Origin of the sequence: Bacillus sp. CH_70 (assembly GCF_038007045.1) — a bacterium.
In the GTDB taxonomy this organism is placed as follows: Bacteria; Bacillota; Bacilli; order Bacillales; family Bacillaceae_G; genus Bacillus_A; species Bacillus_A cereus.
Genome location: NZ_JBBOWL010000001.1, coordinates 2,689,097 through 2,713,446, shown reverse-complemented (window position 1 = coordinate 2,713,446; position 24,350 = coordinate 2,689,097). Strand labels below are relative to the sequence as shown.

Below are 24,350 nucleotides of genomic sequence, written 5' to 3'. Positions count from 1 at the left end.
ACAAATTATATATGCAAAAATCATGCCAATATAGAGGAAGGAGAGAGCTACCTGTAAACGCCTAATCGGTGCATACTGCTTCTTTATTGAAGTCCAAGTTTTTTTAAACGGTTATATAAAGTAGCCCTTGTTACGCCAAGTTGTTTTGCACATTCTAATTTATTCCCATTTAAAATTCGTAAAGCCCTTTCAATAACTTTTTTCTCATGCTCATCCATCTCTTCTTGTAAAGAAAGGATTGTATTATTGTTGCTGAGTAATAGGGAATGAGCTGTATGGTTGTCTAAAGTTTCAGTCGTATGAAATGGTAAATATTCTTGTTTTATAATTCCGTCTGTTGCGAATACCACAAGTCGTTCAACAACGTTTCGAAGTTCGCGAATATTACCTGGCCAATTGTAATGAAGCAGTTCATGCATAATGCTTGAAGGTAGGTCACGAATTGGTCGGTTATAGTTGATCGAAAAATCGTTTAAGAATGAGTATGTGAGTTCGATAATATCCTCTCGTCTTTCACGCAGCGGTGGAATATGCAGGCTAACTACATTTAAACGATAATATAAATCTTCTCGGAAAGTTCCTTTTCTCATTTCTTCTTGTAAATCCCGATTTGTAGCAGCGATAATGCGGAAATCAATATTAATTTCTTTTTCTCCGCCAACTCGGTAATACTTTCGTTCTTGTAGTACACGTAACAGTTTTACTTGCATATCGAGCGGCATTTCGCCAATCTCATCGAGGAATAAAGTACCGCCTTGTGCGAGTTCAATTTTACCTTTTTTCCCTTTACTATTAGCTCCAGAAAACGCCCCACGCTCGTAACCGAATAATTCACTTTCAAATAACGCTTCTGGAATTGCCCCGCAGTTAATCGAAATAAAAGGCGCCTTCGCTGCTTCACTTGCTTCATGAATTGCTTTCGCAAATACTTCTTTTCCAACTCCGCTTTCCCCAAGTATTAAAACAGTTGATTTCACCGAACAAACTTTTCTAGCTAATTGTATCGTTCTTTGTATAACAGGACTTTTTCCATTCATCGCAAGGAAAGGGTCAGATTCATCTTTATACTTTGCCACTTCTTGTTCTAAACGGTGCATTTCATGTGACATATTAAATAGTTTTTCATTTAAAGCGACTTGATTTGTAACATCTGTTTCTGAAACGACTGCTCCTATAATTTCATCATTACAATAAACTGGATTTGAATTAATTAATACGAATAAATCGGGACGAGGCTGATGGAACTGAGCGACTATGCTTTTTCCATCATGTAAAGATTGTAAAATTTCCAAGTCTTTATAATCAAAAAAACGAGTAATCGGTTGCCCAATAATTTCATTATGGTTGACTGAAAATATTTTTTCAGCACCATCTGTCCAAGTTCGAACGCATTCTTTACTATCAATGACTGTAACAGAAGAGTCAGTTGTTAGTATTACGGTGTCATAAAATGCCTGTAGTTCATTGTAGGACTTATAAAGAAATGGAATCATTTGCTGAGAAGTTATACAGCATATCGGCTCATCGTTTTCGTTAAGGATGATAACAGCTAATTCATAAGAAAAAGCGTCAATTAGTGCAGTGAATGAGTCATCTACATAAATAATGGCGCAATTATATTCTTCTGTAGTAGAAGGGAGATAATAAAACCTTTCGTTTACTTGCTTAATGTGATTAAGGCTACATGTATGATCGATTAAAATACTTTCCAAAAACTCTTGTATAGTCGGAAATGAAAATGCCATAATATCCTCCTGTTATGTATAAAAATTTTGACAGTGATAAAAAAATAATACACCTATTTACTATAAATTTGAATTATTTTTACAAATAAAAATATTGTTTATAGAAATTGTATATGTGCAGAATTGGCACGTCAATTGCATAAAAGAAAGTGAGAGGTTTAGGGAAAGGAGGAGTATATTGTGAGGCACTGCGACGTTTTAATTATAGGTGGTGGAATAATAGGGTGTTCTATCGCTTATTACACTTCAAAATACGGAAGAGACGTAACAATCATTGAAAAAGGAGAATTTGTCAGCGGGACGTCTTCACGGTGTGATGGGAATATTTTGGCCATTGATAAAGACCCAGGGTTTGATAGTCAAATGTCTTTAGTAAGTCAAAAATTAGTAACTGATTTAAGTGAAGAATTAGAGCATTCATTTGAATATAGGGCACCAGGAAGTATTCTCGTATGTGAGTCAGACGAAGAGATGGAGGCTGCACAGCAATGGGTAAATCGGCAAAAAAAAGCTGGATTACCGTTTCGAATGCTTGATAGGCAAGATATAAGAGAAGAGTCGCCTTTTTTTGCTGATGATTTATTAGGCGGTTTAGAATGTGCGACGGATTCAACTGTGAATCCATATCTCCTTGCTTTCTCGCTTCTGTCAGAGGCACAAAAGTTTGGCGCAAAAGCCTTTAAGCAGACCGAAGTAAAGAGTATGAAAATAGAGACGAATGGTTCATTTGTTGTAGAAACTACGAATGGTACTTTTACAGCAAAACAAGTTGTAAATGCAGCCGGTGTGTGGGCTCCTAAGATTGGTCAGATGTTGGATATAAATATACCAATTGAACCGAGAAAAGGGCATATTATAGTAGCATCAAGGCAACAACATGTAGGGTGCCGTAAAGTAATGGAATTCGGTTATTTAATTTCTAAATTTGGCGGAAAAAGAAAAGTAGATGTTTTAACTGAAAAATACGGGGTTGCGCTCGTATTTGAGCCTACTGAAAGTCAAAATTTCTTAATTGGAAGTAGTCGTGAATTTGTAGGGTTTCATACGAGAATAAACAATGAAGTCATTAAATGTATCGCAAATAGAGCGATTCGCTTTTATCCGAAAATGGCAGATATGATGGTAATTCGTTCTTACGCTGGTTTACGTCCGTGGACAGAAGATCATTTGCCGATTATTTCACGAGTGGAACATATTCCGAATTATTTCATTGCCGCTGGACATGAAGGGGATGGGATTAGTCTTGCAGCAGTTACTGGGAAAGTAATTGAAGAGTTATTAAATGAAAAGGAGACAATTATTCCTATTGAACCACTTCGTTTGAGTCGTTTTACAGAAAGGGTGTTAAACGGATGAGGTCACAAAGAGTCTTTACGACTATTGATACACATACGGGCGGGAATCCAACGAGGACATTAATTAGCGGACTTCCAAAGTTGATTGGAGAGACGATGGCAGAGAAGATGTTACATATGAAAAAGGAATATGATTGGATTCGAAAATTGTTAATGAATGAACCGCGTGGTCATGATGTAATGTCAGGGGCATTATTAACAGACCCATGTCATCCTGAGGCTGATATAGGTGTTATATACATAGAGACAGGTGGATACTTACCGATGTGCGGTCACGATACAATCGGTGTATGTACAGCGTTAGTTGAATCAGGTTTAATTCCAGTAGTTGAACCGATTACTTCTTTAAAACTAGATACCCCGGCTGGCTTAGTGGAAGTAGATATTGCTGTTCAAGATGGAAAAGCAAAAGAGGTATCTTTCTGTAACATACCAGCTTTTTTATTGAAAAATATTACTGTACAAGTTAAAGACATTGGAACTGTAGAGGCTGATATTGCGTATGGAGGGAATTTTTATGCCATTATTGATGCGAAGTCAGTAGGCCTAGAATTAGTACCAGAAAATGCATCTACAATCATCGATAAGGCGATTCATATAAGAAACACAATTAATGAGAAGTTTGAAATCATTCATCCAGAGTATTCGTTTATTAGAGGATTAACACATGTTGAATTTTATACAGATGCTACTCATGAATGTGCGCATGTGAAAAATACAGTTGTTGTACCACCAGGCGGAATAGATCGATCCCCATGCGGTACAGGAACATCTGCGAAGCTAGCTGTATTATACGCTCAGAAAGAAATCAAAATTGGTGAAGAGTTCATTCATGAGAGTATCGTTGGTTCTTTATTTAAAGGATATGTCGTGAATACGACACATGTTGAAAATATTGAAGCTGTCATAACGAAAATTACGGGATCAGCTTGGCTTATGGGTATGCATAAATTTTTTTACAATGAAATGGATCCACTCAAAGAAGGATTTTTGCTAATTCCGCCGATGGAACATGAAACGGAGGATATAAAATGAACATTCAAAAAATGTATACAGCAGTAGACGTACATGTAAATGGCGAGGCATTTCGTGTAATGAAAGACGTACCATGCAAATACTACTACAGTTTGGAGCAATTAAATGAACAATTTTCAGGTGAATTAGCAGAAGAGATGAAGCTTTTATTAAATGAACCACGTGGTTTTATTGGTTTGAATGGGTGTATTGTTGTTCCATCTATCCATAATGAAGTGGATGCAGCTGTATTATTTTTTAATTATGAAGGTTCGATTCCGCTTCATTATGGGGGCATTGTTGCGGTAATAACGATGTTACTCGAAAGTGGGTATTTAAAAAAGAGAGAGTCCAATCAATACAAAATTGAAACGTTATCTGGAATATTTTTAGTTCATGCGTATGTAGAGAATGATGAAGTTATATCTGTTTCGTTTGAAAGCAAACTTTGCTATTTGATTGAGGAAAATTTACAGGTTGGTAATGTAAGTTATTCTCTCATACAAGCAGATAAAGTATATGCAGTTGTAGAAAAAGGTGCGTATTCGCCAGAAATTCGTGTTGAAAACATTTCAGAATTGAAAAGATGGGGAGAAGCTACACTGCAGGCTATACAAAAACAGTCGCTAATAAAAAGGCTTATTTTAGTAGATCCTTCGCAAAAAGAAAAGAACCATATAAAGTCGATTACATTTCATGAAGATAACTTTATCGTACGTTCGCCAGGTTTTGTTTCTACTATCGTTTCCTATGTTCATGCATTATTTAAAAATGATTATATGGCGGATAAACCTTTTAAAAATGAAAGTATATTTAATAGTTTTATAACTGTGGAAAAAGTGAAGAAGGAGGAACTAGGATACATTTTCCGTTTTGAAAGTAGAGGATTTATTACAGGGATGCAGACGTTTCTATTAGACCCTACGGATCCGTTTCCGGCAGGATTCTTATTAAAATAAAATGTGATAGGGAGAGATAAATATGCAAAAAATTAAAGGGGCATTTCCAGTATTAATAACACCGATGGATGAATTTCAGGAAATTAATTGGGATGGGGTAAAACAAAATGTAAATTACTTTATCGAACAAAAGGTTGCAGGTATTATCATTAATGGAAGTACAGGAGAGTTTGTAAGTTTATCAAAAGAAGAACGATTTAAAATGGTAGAAACTGTGTTGAAAGAAATTGATGGCCGTATTCCAGTCATTGTTGGAACTGCAGCAGAGACCACAAAAGAAACAATTGAATATACGAAACATGCAGAAGCGCACGGAGCGGATTGTGCATTAATTATAAACTCTTACTATTGTAAACCGAAGGAAGAGGAGATTTATTTTCATTTTAAAGAAATCTCAAACTCTGTAAATATACCAATTATGCTATACAATAACCCATTTACTTCTGGTGTCGATATGAGTACAGAGCTAATGCTCCGTATTGGAAAAGAGTGTGAAAATGTTACACATATTAAAGAATCTAGCGGAGATATTCGAAAAGCGAGAGATTTAGTAAGACAAAGTGAAGGGGCTTTCCAAGTCTTCTGTGGTTCTGAAGATTTAGTTATGGAATCATATTTAGTTGGTGCTTCGGGATGGGTTTCAGTAGCAGGAAATATCGTTCCCGGTCTCGTTACAAAAATGTATGAGCATTTTCAAAATGGTGAATTAGAAAAGGCGTGGGAAATAAACGATGCTATTTTACCACTTTGCGAGTTTCTTGAAGGATCAGGGAAATATGTTCAAATCGTTAAACGTTCCATGGAATTACATGGGCAAGCGGGAGGACCTTCTCGCTATCCAAGACTAGGATTAACTGTTGACGAAGATCAAAAGCTTCAAACGATTTTATCAAATATTGCAGCTCATGCAGCTGTTTAAATAAGGAGGAGAACATAATGTTAAAGACAAATATTGAGCTGAAACCAAAAGTGGAAGCGTTTTTAAATGAAGAAATTAAAATGTTTATTAATGGCGAATTTGTTTCTGCTATTGGCGGAAAGACGTTTGAAACATACAATCCAGCAACAGAAGATGTTCTAGCAGTCGTATGTGAAGCGCAAGAAGAGGATATTGATGCTGCAGTAAAAGCAGCAAGATCTGCATTTAAATCTGGTCCGTGGGCAGAAATGACTACTGCTGAAAGAGCGCATCTTATTTATAAGTTAGCAGATTTAATTGAAGAACATAGAGAAGAATTAGCGCAACTAGAAGCTTTAGATAATGGAAAGCCATATCAAGTAGCACTTGATGATGATATTTCAGCGACTGTAGAAAATTATCGTTATTACGCAGGATGGGCTACAAAAATTATTGGGCAAACAATCCCAATTTCAAAAGATTACTTAAATTACACGAGACATGAACCTGTAGGTGTTGTAGGTCAGATTATTCCGTGGAACTTTCCGCTCGTTATGTCTTCTTGGAAAATGGGAGCTGCACTGGCGACAGGTTGTACGATCGTATTAAAACCAGCAGAGCAAACACCTTTATCCTTACTATATACAGCAAAACTCTTTAAAGAGGCTGGATTTCCAAACGGTGTTGTAAACTTTGTACCAGGCTTTGGTCCTGAAGCAGGAGCAGCAATTGTAAATCATCATGACATTGATAAAGTTGCTTTTACAGGATCTACTGTTACAGGAAAGTATATTATGCGTCAGTCTGCAGAAATGATTAAGCATGTAACGTTAGAGCTTGGCGGCAAATCACCAAATATCATTTTAGAAGATGCGGACTTGGAAGAAGCAATTAATGGTGCATTCCAAGGTATTATGTATAATCACGGTCAAAATTGTAGCGCAGGATCACGTGTATTTGTTCATCGTAAACATTATGAAACTGTAGTAGATGCACTTGTGAAAATGGCGAACAACGTAAAACTTGGAGCAGGTATGGAGAAAGGAACGGAAATGGGTCCACTCGTATCTAAGAAACAACAAGAGCGTGTGTTACATTACATTGAGCAAGGGAAGAAAGAAGGTGCTACAGTGGCGGCTGGTGGCGAACGTGCGCTTGAAAAAGGTTATTTCGTTAAACCAACTGTATTCACAGATGTTACAGACGATATGACAATCGTTAAGGAAGAAATATTTGGACCAGTTGTTGTTGTACTTCCATTTGATTCGACAGAAGAAGTAATTGAACGAGCGAACAACTCATCTTATGGCCTTGCTGCGGGTGTATGGACGCAAAATATCAAAACGGGTCATCAAGTGGCAAATAAATTAAAAGCAGGAACAGTGTGGATTAATGATTATAACTTAGAAAATGCAGCTGCACCATTTGGTGGATACAAACAATCTGGTATTGGCCGCGAATTAGGTTCATATGCGCTTGATAATTATACAGAAGTGAAAAGTGTTTGGGTAAATATAAAGTAATAGGGTGTTTTACTGACAAAAATTGAGGGATGAAATAATGAAAGATGCGGACAACTAGAAAGTTTGATAATAGTTGTCCGTTTTCTTATATACAAAATTGCTTTTCCAAAGAATGATAAGGGGGATTTGGATGGAGAATTTAGTAGAATGGTTAGTAGGGCAAGTGTGGAGTATCGGTTTAGTTGTTTTTGCATTAGGGGCAGGCGTATATTTCACGATTGCAACACGTTTTTTGCAAATTCGTTATTTTAAAGAGATGATTAAACTATTATTTGAAGGAAAGAGTTCAGAGACGGGAATATCATCTTTTCAGGCATTTTGTTTAGCCTTATCAGGAAGAGTTGGAATTGGTAATATCGCAGGGGTAGCGACAGCGATCGCTTTCGGCGGGCCTGGAGCTGTATTTTGGATGTGGGTAATGGCTTTGTTAGGGGCAGCGAGTGCGTTTGTTGAATCAACATTATCTCAAGTATACAAAAGTAAAGTAGGGAATGAATATCGCGGCGGTACTCCATATTTCATTGAGAAAGGTTTAAAAATGAAATGGTTTGCAGTCATTGTAGCGGTAGTTGTAACACTTTCATATGGCATGTTATTACCAGGTATTCAATCTAGTAGTATCGCAGTTGGATTCGAAAACTCTAATGGTATTAACAAATATATAACTGGTATATTTTTAGTCGTGTTACTAGCGGCAATTATTTTTGGTGGTGTAAAGAGAATTGCTGGCGTTTCTCAAATGCTTGTTCCATTTATGGCAATTGGTTATGTAATTGTTACATGTATCATATTAATTGCGAATGTAACGGAGATTCCAAGTATGTTTGCTTTAATTTTCTCTAGCGCATTTGGTGTAAATGAAATGTTTGGTGGAATTGTTGGTGCAGCTATTGCATGGGGTGTAAAACGTGCTGTATTTTCAAACGTTGCTGGTGTCGGAGAAGCGACGTATAGTTCGGCTGCTGCTGAAGTATCGCATCCTGCAAAACAAGGATTAGTTCAAGCGTTTTCCGTATATATCGATACAATTGTCGTATGTACAGCGACAGCTCTTATGATATTAATTACAGGTATGTATAATGTTATACCTGAAGGGAAAAGCGCTATTGTAAAAAACATAGGAAATGTGGAAGCAGGTCCAATTTATACGCAACAAGCAGTTGAAACTGTGATGACAGGGTTTGGTCCAATATTTATTTCAATTGCAATTTTCTTTTTTGCATTTACAACGTTACTCGCTTATTACTATATCGCTGAAACGACACTTACTTATTTAGATCGTCAATTGAAGTATGGCTGGTTAAAACCAGTTTTAAAATTTGGATTTTTAATTATGGTTTACATCGGTAGTGTTGAATCAGCGTCGCTTTTATGGAATCTCGGAGATTTAGGAATCGGTAGTATGGCATGGTTAAACTTAATCGCGATTCTATTATTAAGTAAAATCGCATTAAAAGTGTTAAAAGACTATGAAACGCAGAAAAAAGAAGGGAAAGATCCAGTATTTAATCCTAAAAATGTGGGGATTGAAGGATTAACATTTTGGGAAGAAAGAAGTAAAGAGGTTGAAAGAAAAAGTTCTAGAGAAAAAGTTATTGTAGATGATAATTTAAAATTATAACGTAAATTAACTGAAAATTCTTAATTTAAAAGAGGGTATATTGCCTCCATTTCATCGCATACTACAATAGGTATGGATAATATGACTGGAGGGAATAAGATGGAACATGAGCAACATAGTTCGATAAATGATATTCTACATCATTATAAAGAAGGTATAGGTAGTTTTACAAATCAAATTCCTGAAATCGCTGAGACATATAATGCGTTCACGCAAGCTTGTTTTCAAGAGGGTGCTTTAACAAAAAGAGAAAAACAACTTATTGCATTAGGAATTAGTTTAGCAACGCAAGATGAGTATTGTACAATTTATCATACAAAAGGTTGTCTTGATCAAGGATGTTCGGATAAAGAGATTCTGGAAGCATGTGGTGTTTCAGCAGCATTTGCTGGCGGAGCTGCGATGAGTCAAGCGGTAACTTTAGTGCAAGAGTGTTTAACAGAACTGAAAAATCAAAAGCATTGAATAAAAAACGTTTTAAACTTTATGTTTAAAACGTTTTTTATGTGAAATTAAATTTGAGTATAAAAATTATCTAGGATGGGTTCAATTTTTATCGTTTTCAATTTGTATTCAATTTAATATTCTATATCTTCATAAATAGATTTTCCTACATCAGGAAGAACTGTGTATATACTCTTACCGATTAAAGCTTCTAATTCTTTCTTAATCGCATAAAACCCTTTCCAATGTAAAGATGTATGAGATGTTGTACCATGACGCAAACCAACGGAAATTAATCTTCTTTCCAGCGTAGTAAAGCCATCTGCGTCAGCAAGAGCGTCACAAAGAGTAATTACTTTATTATATAAGTCGTAGTTACTATGTTCATTCAATATTGCAACTAACCGGCTTTTCATATGGTGAGGAACGAGACTCCACTCCGCTGCGATATCTATATGTTCATTTTTGCATGGGAATGAGTGTGTCACACAAATAACAGCGTTTCCTGTATACCCTAAATCATTCATATACATATAACCATCATAGGAATGAATGACCGATTTGGTAAAACCTTTGTATCTTCCGATATCATGCAAAAGGGCAGCATTATATGCTATGTCAGCATCTAGCTTGTACCCTTTTTTTATAAGTTCTATAATTATGTTTTCAGTTGCTTGAGCAACATGTAGTGAATGTTCAAACCAAGGGCCCGGGTTTTGTTCATATGCCCATACGAGTAATTCTTTTGCGTACGTTCTATCTAATATATATTTCATATCGTTATCCTTTCAAAAAAAATCATATCTTAATATAAATTCATCTTATTATTTCATTATTCCTTCTTTAAAAATTGTTACAATGAAACAAAAGGGGGAAAAGTAATGCGAAATTTAGTAATTGAAGAAATTAAGAAACTAGAAAATGATATGGAAGAACTTTCGAAACTTTTGAAAATGGTTGTAAATGATGGGGCATCAATTGGTTTTTTGCCTCCACTGGAACAAAAAGACGCAACAAAGTATTGGCAAACAGTATTAGCGCCAGAAGTGATATTGTATGTGGCTAAAATAAACAACGAAGTAGCAGGGAGTATTCAATTACAATTAGTTACAAAGCCTAACGGAATTCATAGAGCCGAGATTTGTAAATTAATGACTCATCCAAACTTTAGACGTAACGGTATTGGACGATCGCTTATGCAAAAAGCAGAGGAACGAGCAAAGCAAGAAAACAGGTCTCTTTTAGTATTAGATACTAGAGAAGGAGATCCTTCCAATAAATTGTACAAATCACTAGACTACCAAGAAGTTGGAACAATACCAGGGTATGCAATTTCTCCGAATGGAAAGTTAGATGCTACGGTTATTTATTATAAAAACATTTAAGATATAATCAAACGGGGAGAGTGCTTAATTATTAGTAAGTGAATAATAAACAACTATTTTTAACACAGTCTATATTTTTCTGGCGGTGTTAAAATAGTTAATTATAATCTAATTAACGCACTAAATGAATTTGAGAAAGTTTTTAGAGGGTTCTTTTAGTAATGATTCTCGTCTTATAATAAATGTAGAGAAGATGACTAGCCAACTATAGTTATTTTCGCTTTATTATCGGAAGGGGATGAAAGTATGAAAAAGAATAGTTTACAAAAGATGAAGAAAGTTATTTTAAGTGGTGGAGTATTACTTACGGGATTATTAACATTTGGATTTTCAGAAAAGGCTTCAGCTCATGGATATGTAGAATCACCAGCGAGCCGATCTTATTTATGTAAGCAAGGGGTAAATGTAAATTGTGGACCGATTCAATATGAACCACAAAGCGTAGAAGGGATAGGTGGATTTCCGCAACTAGGACCTTCTGATGGACAAATTGCAGGGGCTGGTCATTTTCCCGATTTAGATGTTCAAACTGTAGATAGGTGGAAGAAAGTTACGTTAAATGGCGGGATGAATACATTCAAGTGGAAACTAACGGCTCCTCATAGTACAAAAGAATGGAAATATTATATTACGAAAAAAGGTTGGAATCCAAATAAACCTTTAACGCGATCAGATTTAGATTTAGTGCCATTCTATGTAAAAAATGACGGTGGAGCTAGACCAGGGACAACAGTAACGCACGAAGCAAATGTACCAACTGACCGTAGTGGGTACCATCTTATTTTAGCTGTTTGGGAAATTGCAGACACTGGAAATGCGTTTTATCAAGTTATAGATGTAAACCTTTTGAATAATGGCTTATCCTCAAATTTCGCTTTTAACAATGTAGTGCAAGCTCCTACACTATTTTAATTGAAACATACATTTCGATCATCTAATTCATTTTAGATGATTTTTTTTATGAAAATGATGAAAAATATAGAAGAAAGTGCAATTATTTATAAAAAAATATGCTTTAAATATTGTCATATTTGCTTCTTTAAGATATCCTTTTCATGAAGAGGTGGAAAACATGGAAAAAGTACTAGTTTTCGGGCATAAAAACCCAGATACAGATGCAATTTGTTCTGCAATTGCTTATGCAGAATTGAAAAAAGAATTAGGAATGAATGCTGAGCCTGTACGTTTAGGCGAAATCAGCGGTGAAACTCAATTTGCGTTAGACTATTTTAAAGTAGAAGGACCGCGTTTTGTTGAGACAGTAGCAAGCGAAGTGGACAACGTTATTTTAGTTGACCATAACGAGCGTCAACAAAGTGCTAACGATATCGAATCAGTTCGTGTGTTAGAAGTTATTGACCATCACCGTATTGCTAACTTTGAAACAAGCGATCCTATATACTATCGTTGTGAGCCAGTTGGATGTACAGCTACAATCTTAAACAAAATGTACAAAGAAAATGGCGTTACAATTCGTAAAGAAGTTGCAGGTTTAATGTTATCTGCAATTATTTCAGATTCTTTACTATTCAAATCTCCAACTTGCACAGAACAAGACGTAGCAGCTGCTCGTGAATTAGCGGAAATCGCTGGTGTAGATGCTGATAGCTACGGCTTAGAAATGTTAAAAGCTGGTGCTGACTTAAGCGGAAAAACAATGGAGCAATTAATCTCTCTTGACGCTAAAGAATTCCAAATGGGTAATGCGAAAGTTGAAATCGCACAAGTAAACGCTGTTGATACAAACGACGTTCTTGTACACCAAGCGGAACTTGAAAAAGTAATCTCTGCAGTAGTAGAAGAGAAAGGTTTAGACCTATTCTTATTCGTTGTAACTGATATCTTAACTAACAATTCTGTCGGTCTTGCGATCGGTAAAGCAGCAAACGTTGTTGAGAAAGCATACAACGTATCACTAGAAAACAACACAGCTACTTTAAAAGGTGTTGTATCTCGTAAAAAACAAATCGTACCAGTATTAACAGAAGCATTCCAAGCTTAATTTTATTGAGTACACATAAACAGCAAGGACAAGTAGTCAGATTGGCTACTTGTCCTTTTTTATCTCGAAAAAACAGAAAATTAAAAACGGGAGGATTGTGTATGTTGAATGATTTGGAGAGTAAATTACAGTCACTTTTAGAGCGAAATATTACGTCGGTTTCAGAATTAGAGAGCTGGCTTTCGGAGGAGCTGCGTTTAAACGCAGAAATAGAAGAAGAGTTAACGATCAATTTAATCGCTATGTATAGAGATACAAAAGATAGTAATATACGTGATATACATATGTATAACCAAAATGAAATTCAGCCACTTTTAAAAAGATACAATGCAAAATTTGACCAGAAATTTAGAGATTGTCCGTTTTCTGATTTATTAGATGAGCAGAAATATGGATTTATGAAAAAAGCAAGATTTGTGAAGAGTGAAATGTTTAATGAAAAGAACATAGCGCTTTCCGTTAAAGAGCAAGAACTTATTACGAAATATAGAGAAATAATGTCTAACATATCTATTAATTGGGAAGGCGAGCAAAAGACGTATGCATACGTAAAAGCAAGGATAGATAACCCAAATAGAGCTATTCGTGAAAAAGCTTGGTACGCTTTATGCGAAGCAAGAAGTATAGTAAAAATAGAAATAGATTGTATTATGAAGGAACTCGTACAATTGCGGAATCAGATGGCTTTAAATGCAGGGTTTAATAATTATAGTGAGTATGCCTTTAAACAAAAAAATAGAGATTACAGTATTGAAGATTGTTATAAGTTTCATGAGTCGATAGAAAAGTGTGTTGTACCAATTTGGAAACAGTTAGGAAGTCTTTTTAAAAAGAATCTTGATGTAAAAACGTATCGTCCTTGGGATCTTGCTCCTTGTAATTTGCAAAAATCTTCATTTGAAAATTACATTGATTTATTGGATGGGGTTGAAGAAATGTTTCGGAAGACAGATTCATGTTTTCATGAGGAATTTACTCATATAAGGGAAGCGGGATTAATTGACGTACAAGAACGGAAAAATAAAGCATCAGGAGCTGCTTGCTTTACCTTACCTCATAGTAAAGACGTTTTTATTTATTCTAATTTTAGTCCTTCATTTTATGCAATTCATGCATTAATACATGAATTGGGGCATGCATTACATTTTTATAAACAATTTAACAATGAAAGTAGTATGCAGGAAAGATACCTTCGTGAAGAGGTGGCGGAACTTTATTCCCTTAGCCTGGAGTTATTATTAATGGATAAGCTTACTATTTTTTATACGCAAGAGGATGATTATAAAGAAGTACAGCGAGTTCAATTATATCGTACTTTATCGTTATTAATATCGTCAGTTTCAGGAGATGTATTCCAGCACTGGCTTTATACAAATCCAAATCATTCACCAGAAGAGCGAGATGAGAAATATATTGAACTATGTAAAAGGTATCAATATTCATCAGTTGATATTGCAGGAGTAGAGAATGAAATTGGTTCTAGTTGGTTCGAGTCATTTCACTTTGTTCAGTTTCCTTTTTATAAAATTGAATATGCAATTGCACAAATAGGAGCGATTCAATTGTTTCAAATTTATCGAGAGAATCCGGAACAAGCGATTACTTTCTTTAAAGAGGGAGCGAGTTCAGATTGGAATTTATCTATACAGGAAATATATATAAATACAGGTGTTGCGTTTGACTTTTCGGAAGAAAGGATACAAAGTACTGCAAGGGCTATTTTAGATTTGATTAACGAATTAAAATAAGGATAGCGTTAGCTATCCTTACAATTGTTTATTCGTAAGATTTTTTCTTGTTTATATAAAATGTGATTATCGCAGTAATGAAGAAAATAGGTATCGCATACACTTGCCCAACAAATAACTTCCAGCCGACATAATTGTAGCCTTCAGATGCTGGGATGATAACGGAAATAACGCAAACGATAAAATAGACTAATAGTGCAGGGATAATATTTTTCATTTTTACGAACCTCCTTTTTAATTTTTATTATTACATCATAATATTACAATTTATTTTTATTATTTTGAAGAAAAAAAGAAAAATTTTTATGGTATTATAATATTTGCATTGAGAGTGATCTATAGTACTTATATGGTAAAATGTGTAATTAAAACTTTCAGAATTATTATATAGTATTTCGAGAGAAAAATGTACAAAATAATGGATTTTATTTATTGAAGTAAAGGGAGTAGAAATATATATGAAAAGGCTATGTATAATTCCATGTGGAAAAAAGAAAATTTGGGATAAGCATTCAAACTACGGACCGATGGAAGCAAAAGATGTATATATTAGTCCGTTCGGAAAAGCATGTCAGGCGTACGCATCCATGTTTTTCGAAAACTGGGTTATATTATCAGCGAAACATGGATTTTTAAGGCCAAATGATATTGTATTAAAAAACTATGATCTTGCATTTGATTCAAAAAGCGATGAGGTAATAAGTATAGAGAAATTACAAAAACAGATGGTAGATAAAAGTTTACTACAGTTTGACGAAATCGTCTTACTAGCAGGGAAGAAGCATAAAAAAGTAGTGACAAAGTTATATCCAGAAGAAATGATTACATATCCGCTAGAGGGGTGTAAAGGAATTGGGTATATGTTGCAGAGGTTAAAAGAGGCAGTGAAGGAGGAGGCGGAAATATAGGTATAGTTTCGGTCACCATGATCTTAAACTTTATTTAGGGAACTAAAACGTAAAATAGAGTTTTTAAGCATCGCCAAAAAGGTGATGCTTTTTTGTTCGTGTTACCATTCAAGTTAATACAATTTAGAGAATAAAGAATCCGATTTGTGAAGTGACATCTCTTTTTTTAATCGAAAACGAATTGCCTTCACTTTTAGAAAATGTAGGACGTATTGGTGCAGTTAAGATTGTAAGTGGGAATAGCAATGAGACAAGTTTTGAATAGGATATTAAGAAAGGAGATGTTGATGAATAATGGCCAGATATAGTTTGCACGGAGGACACAATAGTATTGTTCAAGGTGCTAATTTTGGGAATCGGAGAGAACACGTTCTGGATAGGCAAGTTAAAGATGCTGTGGCGGCTAAGTTAAGAGCCTTGGGACACACGGTTTATGACGATACGGACGAGGTAGGGACAACTCAATCACAAAATTTAAATAATATTATTCGTAAAAGCAATTCCCATGCTGTGGATTTAGTTATTTCTTTTCATCTTAATGCGAGCAATGGAAATGGACAGGGTGTTGAGGTTCTGTATTATGATCAGAAAGACTTGGCGGCTAAAATCTCAGCTCAACTAGCAAAAGATATTGGATGGCGTGATCGAGGTGCGAAACAGCGTACAGATTTAGCGGTATTAAATGGGACGAAAGCACCTGCTATTCTTATAGAATTAGGATTTATTGACAATGAATCCGACATGGCAAAATGGAATGTTGATAAAATCGCTAATTCTATTGTATTTGCTCTTACAGGACAAACTGGAGGAGTTGCAGTGGATTTGCTCAAAGTAAAAACTGGCGGTGTAGCATTTAGTAATTTACAAGCTTTGGCTCAAGCGATGGTTGATGCGGGTATTGATGGACAAATTGTCGTTCAGAAAGATGGCATTGGTTATGCTATAACGAATGGTTACCCGGCTGGAAATATCGATAAATTTACAGCTTGGTTAGATTCACGTAAGTGGTACTATGAGTATGTGAGATAAGACTAATTATTATATAATCTTCTAACTCTACTTATGATATGGAGAAAATAGACTAATATACAAGCCTTTGTATACTTTCAAACATAGAATATGATGAATTCTATTTAGGAGGAAGTATATTCATGAGGAATACTTGTCATTGTGGGCATTCCCGAAATTGTAATAAATTTTGGGATGATTTAATGTTTGGGAGATGTAGATGTAAATGCAGAGATTTTCACGAATGTTGTTGCAAAGAGAAACCGAAATGTGAGTGTGAAAAATGTCATTGTAAAACAAAACCGAAATGCCATTGTAGGGATGAAGAGGAAGGGGATTAATAATAAAAAAGAGTACGATACGTACTCTTTTTTTGGGGGGAATTATAATCCATCTTGAATAGATTTCTTTACAATTACCCATGTGTCTTTCTTTTTAACCGTTATAGCTACATTAGTTCCATTAGATTCCTTATAAAAGATATATCCATTGTTTGAGTTTACATATGTTACTGGTTCGCCTATGCAATCTCGCGAGCAGGATTTGTTGACCAGTTCAATTAGGGATAGTTCGCTTGGATCGGTTTTACTTGCTTCTATAACAGCATCAAGGCTTGTTTTTCGATAACCTTGCAAGTTTATATGAAAAAGCTGCTCTATTTCTCCTGTAATGCTAGTGTTCATTACTTCTACTGAATTCTTTTTTTCTTGAAGAAATCCTTTTTCATAAAGTAATTTTGTATAGCCAATCCATGCTATTAACACTAGCATGAAAAACATACCCGTCAGTTTAAGTATTCGAAGTCGTTTGCTTATAATTGTTTCTGAGTATTTCATTCAGTCTAATCCTCCAATGTTTTTAATTTAAAATATGCTTGGATACATACTTTTAGAAGAGGATGAAAGTTAATGAGTTTTCAATAAAAAAGAAAACATCTAGAGTTAGATGCTTTCTTTTTTTTGTATTTTTCGCTATCTGTTCGTTACTTGTTTCATAAGTGGTCTTATTTCTTTAACTGGTGGTTTCTTATCATAGGCATCAACGTAAGAAAAGTAGTAGTTTAAGTTTCTTAGAAGACCTTTTCCTATTTTGGCACTTAAGAAAGGAAATACTTGTCCGGTATAATCATCGAGAGATTTACAGTAATATTTTTCATCTAAATATATACTGTATTTACATGTTAGTTCTACTAAAGGATTCCCTTCATCATCAAATACTTCTTTAGAACCAATAATATCTATTAGTGCAAATTTTTCATTTAAGTAAACTTTCTTTTTTTTCTCGTGTTTATTTGTAAGTATAAAAACGAGACCAATCGCGTTAATCAAACTATTTCCTCCTATAAAAAACGGATATTAATAAAATATATCGATATAAGCTAAATGTAAAGAGGAGAGGTGAAATATCATGGAGAGAAAACTAAATAAGCCGATTTATGTTTGGAAATCGACTTATTTTTATTAAGTATTACTTAGTAGTAATACCTACTCTGATTAAAGTTTTACTTTATTGAAATACTTGCGGGAATTGTTTTACGATTGCGTTTGTTATCATGTCGGCCATTTCTAATGCTTCTTTTTCAATTTTATCGTAAAGTTTTACTCCTGCTTCATAATCTTTATTTAGGAATGCCAGTGCTTCTGCCTTAGTTAGTGCTAAATGTTCATAAAACATTTTTCTAAATTCTTCTTTATCTATATATGGGTTGATACTGTTAAGAAATTGAGTAATTTCATCACCATTAGCGTACCATTTTTTCTCTATAGCGGCCGCTGCATTTTGATCACCAGCTTTTGCGGATTTAACAAGATCCGCTGCAATTACTAAGTGATCTTTAATTAATGCACTATATTTTTTCACTGCATCCTCACCGTAAAATGGTTCAAGTGATAGACCCATATGTGTTGCGTTTTGTAGAAGCCGTCCAACAGTAACGTTAACATCTGGTAAATTAAATACAATACTTATAATAGCCAATCTCGTCCAAGCGACGTGTTGTTCCCATAAAGAACGCATATACCCTTTTAAAAAATTCTCGTTTTTACTAATTCGGTAGTTACGTACGGATAAATCATAGTTTACATAAGGATTATGATAGGGGGAGTAATACGATTGCCAATAAGAATACATAAATAGTAACACTCCTTTGAACATGTATAACTCAAAGTATGATAAATATTTATTTTTAGTTACGTGTCCTAGATTATTTTTAGGGAATTTGAAATGGAGAAATTCAACGAATGATGTTGTGGTATATATGAATAAAATGAATATAAAGTAAAAGAGAGTCTGCAAGGGAAGTTGCAGACCCTCAAAAGGGTATTGCCGAGATGTCGGACTCGACTACGTAATGTTATCATAAAATTCTTTTGAAAAAACCTGGTAAATGTGTCCAAATGAAATTGGTACCGTCATAAAGTCAAAGGGACCTGCTTCCCGCGGCAGGCCCCATTAACTAGATAATGTCGATGAGCAAAAACTCATCTGGAGTACTTTTATAGTAACAAGTAAAATGTGTTTTGTGTATTGAGAAAGAAGAATTGCATAATTATATGTGAACAATTTAAATCCCAACGATTTATGATTATCATTAATTGTTGGGATTTAAATATAGTTATAAAATGGAGAAAAGACTTGGAAGTGGGATTGAAGTGCACAGAAGTATGTAATCATGAAAAAGACCTGCTAATATAAGCAGGTCAACTTAAGGGGTTTATCCAACAGATTATTATATATGGTAACAACTGAATTGTAGTAAGTCTATACGTTTAATATTGAGAAAACTTCTGTGAATGATACATTTTTTGCGCATATATTAACGTCTAAAAAGTTGAGAAAGAAAATGTAAAAGCTTTTTATAAGAGAATAATGGCTGGTACTTATAGTATGATTCATATTTCCACGCATCATTATTAGAGAATTGGAGTTGTGTTGTTTTCTTTTTTGTTGTGATGGAACTCATATTACGATGTTTCATATAGAAACCTCCTGAATTTATATGTATACGATTAGTAGTATTCAAGAAAGGGAAATAAAATGAATATTTAAATTGAAACTCTTTCTTCATGTGTACTGGATTTACGTTATAAATGTTGTAAAACATATAAAACACGGATGCTAATTCATATTAAATATAGAATAATGAAAAAACAATAAGCATTTATTCATCCCTTTCAAGTCGTATAAGTGATTGATATAATAGAAGTAGATGAAAGATAAAGAAAAGCAGGTGACTCTTTTTTGTTTACTAAAGCACAAGAACTTTTAGCGTCCTACTTTGGTTATTCTTCGTTTCGAAGAGGACAAGATGAAACAATTAAAAATGTACTAGATGGGAAAGATACAGTTTGTATTATGCCAACAGGTGGCGGTAAGTCGATTTGTTATCAAATTCCGGCATTAGTATTTGAAGGAACGACGTTGGTTATATCCCCTTTAATATCACTTATGAAGGATCAAGTAGATACATTGGTACAGAATGGCATTTCAGCTACATATATTAATAGTTCTATTTCTATTGCTGAAGCAAATCAGCGAATTCAATTAGCGAAACAAGGACATTACAAGTTACTTTATGTGGCGCCTGAGCGTCTTGATTCGATGGAGTTTGTTGACCAACTTATCGATATGAAAATCCCTATGATTGCGATTGATGAAGCACACTGTATTTCACAGTGGGGACATGATTTCCGTCCAAGTTATTTACATATACATCGCATTTTAGATTATCTTCCAGAAAAACCGCTCGTATTAGCATTAACAGCAACAGCAACACCGCAAGTACGTGAAGATATTTGTAACACACTTGAAATTAATCAAGAAAATACAATTATGACAACGTTTGAGCGAGAGAACTTATCGTTTTCTGTCATTAAAGGACAAGATCGAAATGCATATTTGGCGGATTATATTCGTCAAAATCAAAAGGAATCTGGGATTATATATGCAGCTACTAGAAAAGTAGTCGATCAGTTATATGAAGATTTAATGAAGGCAGGAGTTTCTGTATCAAAATATCATGCTGGTATGAGTGATAGTGATCGAAATGAGCAACAAGAACTCTTTTTACGAGATGAAGTAAGTGTAATGGTAGCAACATCTGCATTCGGGATGGGTATTGATAAATCGAATATTCGTTACGTAATTCATTATCAGCTTCCAAAAAATATGGAAAGTTACTATCAAGAAGCGGGACGTGCTGGTCGTGATGGATTAGATAGTACATGTATATTGTTATATTCTTCTCAAGATGTACAAGTACAGCGGTTTTTAATTGATCAATCAACTGGAGAATCACGTTTTTCAAATGAACTTGAAAAATTGCAAAATATGACCGATTACTGTCATACTGAACAATGTTTACAATCATTCATTTTGCAATACTTTGGAGAAGAACCGAAAGAAGATTGTGGACGCTGTGGTAATTGTACAGACAATCGCGAGAGCATCGATGTGACAAGGGAATCACAAATGGTTTTATCATGCATGATTAGAACGAACCAACGCTTTGGAAAGCAAATGATAGCGCAAGTATTAACGGGGTCGAAAAATAAGAAAGTTATTGAATTTAATTTTCATACTTTACCAACGTATGGGCTTTTATCGAACCGTAGTGTAAAAGAGGTCAGTGAGTTTATTGAGTTTTTAATTTCAGATGAGTTAATTGCAGTTGAACATGGCACTTATCCGACGTTAAAAGTAACAGAAAAAGGGAAAGAAGTATTACTTGGTAAAGAGAATGTTTTACGAAAAGAACGAGTAGAGACAAGACAAATTGTTCAAGACCATCCTTTATTTGAAGTGCTTCGTGAAGTACGTAAAGAAATTGCACAAGGAGAAGGTGTACCTCCGTTCGTTATTTTCTCTGACCAAACGTTGAAAGATATGTGCGTGAAAATGCCGCAAAGTGATTCCGAATTGTTGACGGTAAAAGGTATCGGAGAACACAAACTTGTGAAATATGGCTCGCACTTCTTACAAGCAGTTCAGCATTTTATTGAAGAAAATCCAAATTATGCTGAAACGATTAAGACAGAAGTAGTTTCAGAGCGTAAAAAGTCAGGAAAAGCGTCCGCAAATTCTCATTTAGAAACGTATGAAATGTATAAACAAGGTATTGATTTGAATGAGATTGCAAAAGAACGCAACTTATCAAGACAAACAATCGAAAACCATTTAATTCGCTGCTACGAGGATGGAATGGAAGTAGAGTGGCAAAGTTTTGTTCCATCAGAGTATGAATCTCTTATTGAAACTGCCGTTCAAAATGCAGAGGGTGGTCTGAAATCTATTAAAGAACAGCTTCCGAATGAAGTGAGTTACTTTATGATTCGTGCTTATTTACAAATAAGAAAGTAGAGACATATAAAGGGGATAAGAATTTATGTATCATGTTTTCGTTTATGGCACGTTAAGAAGAGGACAAACGAATGCTCATTATATGCTAGGTGCAACATGCATTGCGGACAGAGCTTGGACATATGGAAAATTATTTGATACGAACGAAGGATATCCGGCCATGACTTATTCGATTGAAGAAAAGGTGTATGGAGAAGTTTATGTAGTAAATGATGAGATATTGTGTAAGTTAGATGAACTAGAAGAATATACAGGTAATGCGGAGACTGATTTATATGATCGAATCACGCAAACAGTATATGTTGCTGATAGGGAAATTGAGGCATATGTGTATATCGCTCAAGATAAAAAGATGATATTGAAAGTTATTGATTCTGGTGACTGGATGGAGTATCAAAAAGAAAAATAAGAGTAGCTAAAGAGTAGATAGTGGAATAATCCATTATCTATTTTTTATACTTTCACTTTCAAAATTCTTATTATTTTGATAAATTGTAAGTGTAGGGAAATCAAAAGGAGGATTTTTCATGGGGATTAGAAATTTAGTTTCTCACCTGTAACAGAAAAATAATTTGCAGGAGGAGAATAATAATGAACGAATTAAATGTAAAAGAATTTTATAAAAAACAATTTGAACTAATGAGCTATGATATAAATAATGAAAATTGGTTACAGGAAGTTGCTAAAGAAGTGCAAGAACAAGTTGGATATCCAATTCAGACGATGTTAGAATTAGGAGCTGGAAATGGCGGATTCGCAAGGGCGATGTCTAATTTGAATGTAAAAATGACTACTGTTGAGCTTGTACCGGAGTTAGCTATGTTTGCAAAAGAACATTCTACTAATGACATTGAGGTTTATTGCGCCGATTTTTATAAAATTAACTTTAAAGAAAAGTTTGATGTTGTTAGTTATTTAGATGGATTTGGTGTAGGAACAGATGAGGAACAATTATTTTTATTAAAGCGTATAAATAACTGGTTGAAAGATGATGGATGTGCACTTATTGATATTTATCAACCGTTATATTGGGAAAAAGCCAATGGACAAGAAATGCTGATAGGTTCTGCAATGCGAAAGTATGAATATGATAGTGAAAATGCAAGAATGCTAGACCATTGGTGGGAAATAGATTCTTCAAATGATATCGTGACACAATCTTTACGCTGCTATGCTGTAGATGAGATTAGTAATTTATGTGCCGAGGCTCATTTAAGTATAGTTGGGATTTTCCCAGGAGGAGCGTATGATTTTGAAGCTGGGAAATATGAAGAGCAATCATCTTTAAATGAATGTTTATCATATCGAGTAAAAGTGAAAAAGAGTAGGGATTAAATCCTTACTCTTTTTACTTTTATTGTGTGAATAATTATCGTTCTCTTTTTATTCTTATAGTTCTTAGTACGATTCCAATTCCGAGAAATAAAACAGTAGCAGCGACCCCGCTAATAGGATTTAACCAAAAATCACTACTGTTTGTAAGAGTAATAATCCCTGTTATTGTAACTAAAACAGTAGGAACAGCATCCTCGATCGCATGCATGATAACGCATGGCCAGACAGATTTTGTAAGTCTATATATTTCAACATACATAATTGACCAACAAACCATAAGGATACAGCCAGATAAAAGCATATTTAATCTTGAGATAGATTCAAAATATTCATTTGGCAAAAAGACTATATAATATGCAGCATGCCAAAGTGCCCAAATTAAACCAGAAATAATATAAATGTACCAATCGTTTAGATTTAGTTCAATCAACTTTGGAGTTAAATAACCACGCCAAGAAAACTCTTCAAAAATATTTTTAATAAAGTTACCAATAGTAGACATGACTATGAGTGACAATAACGTGGATATATCAAAACTAGAAATATGAACTACTCCAAAAATGAGCGATATGCTTATCGTTATTACTGTAACGAATGGATAAATAAGTAGTGCAGTGAAATACCATATAAAGTTTCCTTTCAAATTTGGCTTGATGCCAAAATCATTCCAATCTCGGCTAATAACTCTAAGTAAAATGCTTACGAGGAAAGGTAATATTAGCCATAACCCCATACCTAAAGTGTTTCCTGCAGGTTGATTTGTTAGAAGAGAATCTAGAAATACCCCAATCCATCCACTGGCCAAAACAGTTAATACAAAAATAAGTAAATATAACTTTAGTGATTTCTTTTTCGCGAATTTCATTTGAATAGACTCCTTTACTTTTATTTAGCCTACTATTTGTGGGCAGTAAAACCCCCTTATAAAATTTTCACTTTATGTATCTTTGATTTTTACATTGTTTGTCAATATATAAATTAAATAGGTCACAAATAGAAAGAGGTATTTTTTGTATGCATCACTATACTATATGTGTAGTGATGTGA

The 24,350-nt window shown here is 34.5% G+C and carries 24 protein-coding genes; 17 read left to right on the top strand and 7 right to left on the bottom strand.

Annotated elements, in window-relative coordinates:
- Positions 1 to 83 precede the first annotated feature (83 nt).
- Entirely contained in the window at positions 84 to 1,745 is a 1,662-nt protein-coding gene (locus tag N2V79_RS13770) for a sigma-54 interaction domain-containing protein (protein WP_088023696.1), read from the bottom strand.
- Positions 1,746 to 1,925: 180 nt separating this feature from the next.
- On the opposite strand from N2V79_RS13770, the gene N2V79_RS13765 reads away from it, so the two are divergent.
- The 7 genes from N2V79_RS13765 (at position 1,926) to N2V79_RS13735 (ending at position 9,580) form a co-directional block, all read left to right on the top strand.
- Complete coding sequence (locus tag N2V79_RS13765) at positions 1,926 to 3,101, top strand: NAD(P)/FAD-dependent oxidoreductase (protein ID WP_088023693.1); 1,176 nt, start codon at positions 1,926 to 1,928, stop codon at positions 3,099 to 3,101.
- On the top strand, positions 3,098 to 4,135 hold the full coding sequence (locus tag N2V79_RS13760; protein WP_069355759.1) for a proline racemase family protein: 1,038 nt from the start codon (positions 3,098 to 3,100) through the stop codon (positions 4,133 to 4,135). The genes N2V79_RS13765 and N2V79_RS13760 overlap by 4 nt, the downstream gene beginning before the upstream one ends.
- On the top strand, positions 4,132 to 5,073 hold the full coding sequence (locus N2V79_RS13755; RefSeq protein ID WP_098853081.1) for a proline racemase family protein: 942 nt from the start codon (positions 4,132 to 4,134) through the stop codon (positions 5,071 to 5,073). Before N2V79_RS13760 ends, N2V79_RS13755 begins: the two co-directional genes overlap by 4 nt.
- Before the next feature lie 22 nt (positions 5,074 to 5,095).
- On the top strand, positions 5,096 to 5,992 hold the full coding sequence (gene dapA / locus N2V79_RS13750) for a 4-hydroxy-tetrahydrodipicolinate synthase (protein ID WP_001169449.1): 897 nt from the start codon (positions 5,096 to 5,098) through the stop codon (positions 5,990 to 5,992).
- Positions 5,993 to 6,009: 17 nt separating this feature from the next.
- Complete coding sequence (locus N2V79_RS13745) at positions 6,010 to 7,494, top strand: aldehyde dehydrogenase family protein (RefSeq protein WP_000920978.1); 1,485 nt, start codon at positions 6,010 to 6,012, stop codon at positions 7,492 to 7,494.
- 130 nt (positions 7,495 to 7,624) lie between these two features.
- Complete coding sequence (locus N2V79_RS13740) at positions 7,625 to 9,115, top strand: alanine/glycine:cation symporter family protein (protein WP_006920613.1); 1,491 nt, start codon at positions 7,625 to 7,627, stop codon at positions 9,113 to 9,115.
- 72 nt (positions 9,116 to 9,187) lie between these two features.
- Complete coding sequence (locus N2V79_RS13735) at positions 9,188 to 9,580, top strand: carboxymuconolactone decarboxylase family protein (RefSeq protein ID WP_001999958.1); 393 nt, start codon at positions 9,188 to 9,190, stop codon at positions 9,578 to 9,580.
- Between the two features lie 113 nt (positions 9,581 to 9,693).
- On the opposite strand, the gene N2V79_RS13730 is transcribed toward N2V79_RS13735, so the two are convergent.
- Positions 9,694 to 10,335 (bottom strand): HD domain-containing protein, encoded by a 642-nt coding sequence (locus tag N2V79_RS13730; protein WP_242806267.1) that lies wholly within the window; start codon positions 10,333 to 10,335, stop codon positions 9,694 to 9,696.
- 105 nt (positions 10,336 to 10,440) lie between these two features.
- Here N2V79_RS13730 and N2V79_RS13725 point away from each other — a divergent pair, with 105 nt between their 5' ends.
- The 4 genes from N2V79_RS13725 to N2V79_RS13710 all read left to right on the top strand — a co-directional run bounded on the left by N2V79_RS13725 (position 10,441) and on the right by N2V79_RS13710 (position 14,694).
- Entirely contained in the window at positions 10,441 to 10,944 is a 504-nt protein-coding gene (locus tag N2V79_RS13725; RefSeq protein ID WP_001245255.1) for a GNAT family N-acetyltransferase, read from the top strand.
- Positions 10,945 to 11,190: 246 nt separating this feature from the next.
- Positions 11,191 to 11,856 carry a lytic polysaccharide monooxygenase gene (locus tag N2V79_RS13720; protein ID WP_340719963.1) on the top strand — a complete coding sequence of 222 codons (666 nt, stop codon included), beginning with the start codon at positions 11,191 to 11,193 and terminating at the stop codon, positions 11,854 to 11,856.
- A gap of 160 nt (positions 11,857 to 12,016) precedes the next feature.
- Positions 12,017 to 12,946, top strand: coding sequence for a manganese-dependent inorganic pyrophosphatase (gene ppaC, locus N2V79_RS13715; RefSeq protein WP_242806268.1), 930 nt, complete (start codon positions 12,017 to 12,019; stop codon positions 12,944 to 12,946).
- Between the two features lie 101 nt (positions 12,947 to 13,047).
- Positions 13,048 to 14,694 (top strand): M3 family oligoendopeptidase, encoded by a 1,647-nt coding sequence (locus N2V79_RS13710; protein ID WP_078400760.1) that lies wholly within the window; start codon positions 13,048 to 13,050, stop codon positions 14,692 to 14,694.
- 28 nt (positions 14,695 to 14,722) lie between these two features.
- Here the strand turns inward: N2V79_RS13710 and N2V79_RS13705 are convergent, their stop codons facing one another.
- Complete coding sequence (locus N2V79_RS13705; protein WP_000789485.1) at positions 14,723 to 14,911, bottom strand: DUF4017 family protein; 189 nt, start codon at positions 14,909 to 14,911, stop codon at positions 14,723 to 14,725.
- 241 nt (positions 14,912 to 15,152) lie between these two features.
- Between N2V79_RS13705 and N2V79_RS13700 the strand changes: the two genes are divergently transcribed.
- The 3 genes from N2V79_RS13700 to N2V79_RS13690 all read left to right on the top strand — a co-directional run bounded on the left by N2V79_RS13700 (position 15,153) and on the right by N2V79_RS13690 (position 17,009).
- Positions 15,153 to 15,602 (top strand): DUF6884 domain-containing protein, encoded by a 450-nt coding sequence (locus N2V79_RS13700; protein WP_000824876.1) that lies wholly within the window; start codon positions 15,153 to 15,155, stop codon positions 15,600 to 15,602.
- A 294-nt stretch (positions 15,603 to 15,896) separates the two neighbouring features.
- On the top strand, positions 15,897 to 16,631 hold the full coding sequence (locus N2V79_RS13695) for an N-acetylmuramoyl-L-alanine amidase (protein ID WP_197242577.1): 735 nt from the start codon (positions 15,897 to 15,899) through the stop codon (positions 16,629 to 16,631).
- A 186-nt stretch (positions 16,632 to 16,817) separates the two neighbouring features.
- Positions 16,818 to 17,009, top strand: a complete 192-nt coding sequence (locus N2V79_RS13690) for a hypothetical protein (RefSeq protein WP_000502998.1) — start codon at positions 16,818 to 16,820, stop codon at positions 17,007 to 17,009.
- Here N2V79_RS13690 and N2V79_RS13685 read toward each other — a convergent pair.
- The 3 genes from N2V79_RS13685 to N2V79_RS13675 form a co-directional block, all read right to left on the bottom strand.
- Positions 16,994 to 17,446, bottom strand: a complete 453-nt coding sequence (locus N2V79_RS13685) for a hypothetical protein (protein ID WP_069355751.1) — start codon at positions 17,444 to 17,446, stop codon at positions 16,994 to 16,996. The genes N2V79_RS13690 and N2V79_RS13685 overlap by 16 nt on opposite strands.
- A gap of 135 nt (positions 17,447 to 17,581) precedes the next feature.
- Positions 17,582 to 17,938, bottom strand: coding sequence for a cytoplasmic protein (locus N2V79_RS13680; protein WP_197242574.1), 357 nt, complete (start codon positions 17,936 to 17,938; stop codon positions 17,582 to 17,584).
- Between the two features lie 178 nt (positions 17,939 to 18,116).
- Positions 18,117 to 18,740, bottom strand: a complete 624-nt coding sequence (locus N2V79_RS13675; RefSeq protein ID WP_197242573.1) for an acetylglutamate kinase — start codon at positions 18,738 to 18,740, stop codon at positions 18,117 to 18,119.
- A gap of 1,110 nt (positions 18,741 to 19,850) precedes the next feature.
- Here N2V79_RS13675 and recQ point away from each other — a divergent pair.
- The 3 genes from recQ (at position 19,851) to N2V79_RS13660 (ending at position 23,303) form a co-directional block, all read left to right on the top strand.
- Positions 19,851 to 21,968, top strand: coding sequence for a DNA helicase RecQ (gene recQ / locus N2V79_RS13670; protein ID WP_000494276.1), 2,118 nt, complete (start codon positions 19,851 to 19,853; stop codon positions 21,966 to 21,968).
- A gap of 25 nt (positions 21,969 to 21,993) precedes the next feature.
- Positions 21,994 to 22,377, top strand: coding sequence for a gamma-glutamylcyclotransferase family protein (locus tag N2V79_RS13665; protein WP_000274900.1), 384 nt, complete (start codon positions 21,994 to 21,996; stop codon positions 22,375 to 22,377).
- Between the two features lie 182 nt (positions 22,378 to 22,559).
- On the top strand, positions 22,560 to 23,303 hold the full coding sequence (locus tag N2V79_RS13660) for a class I SAM-dependent methyltransferase (protein WP_095690721.1): 744 nt from the start codon (positions 22,560 to 22,562) through the stop codon (positions 23,301 to 23,303).
- A gap of 34 nt (positions 23,304 to 23,337) precedes the next feature.
- Here the strand turns inward: N2V79_RS13660 and N2V79_RS13655 are convergent, their stop codons facing one another.
- Positions 23,338 to 24,168: a CPBP family glutamic-type intramembrane protease gene (locus tag N2V79_RS13655; protein ID WP_242806270.1), complete on the bottom strand. Its 831-nt coding sequence runs from the start codon at positions 24,166 to 24,168 to the stop codon at positions 23,338 to 23,340.
- Between the last annotated feature and the right edge of the window lie 182 nt (positions 24,169 to 24,350).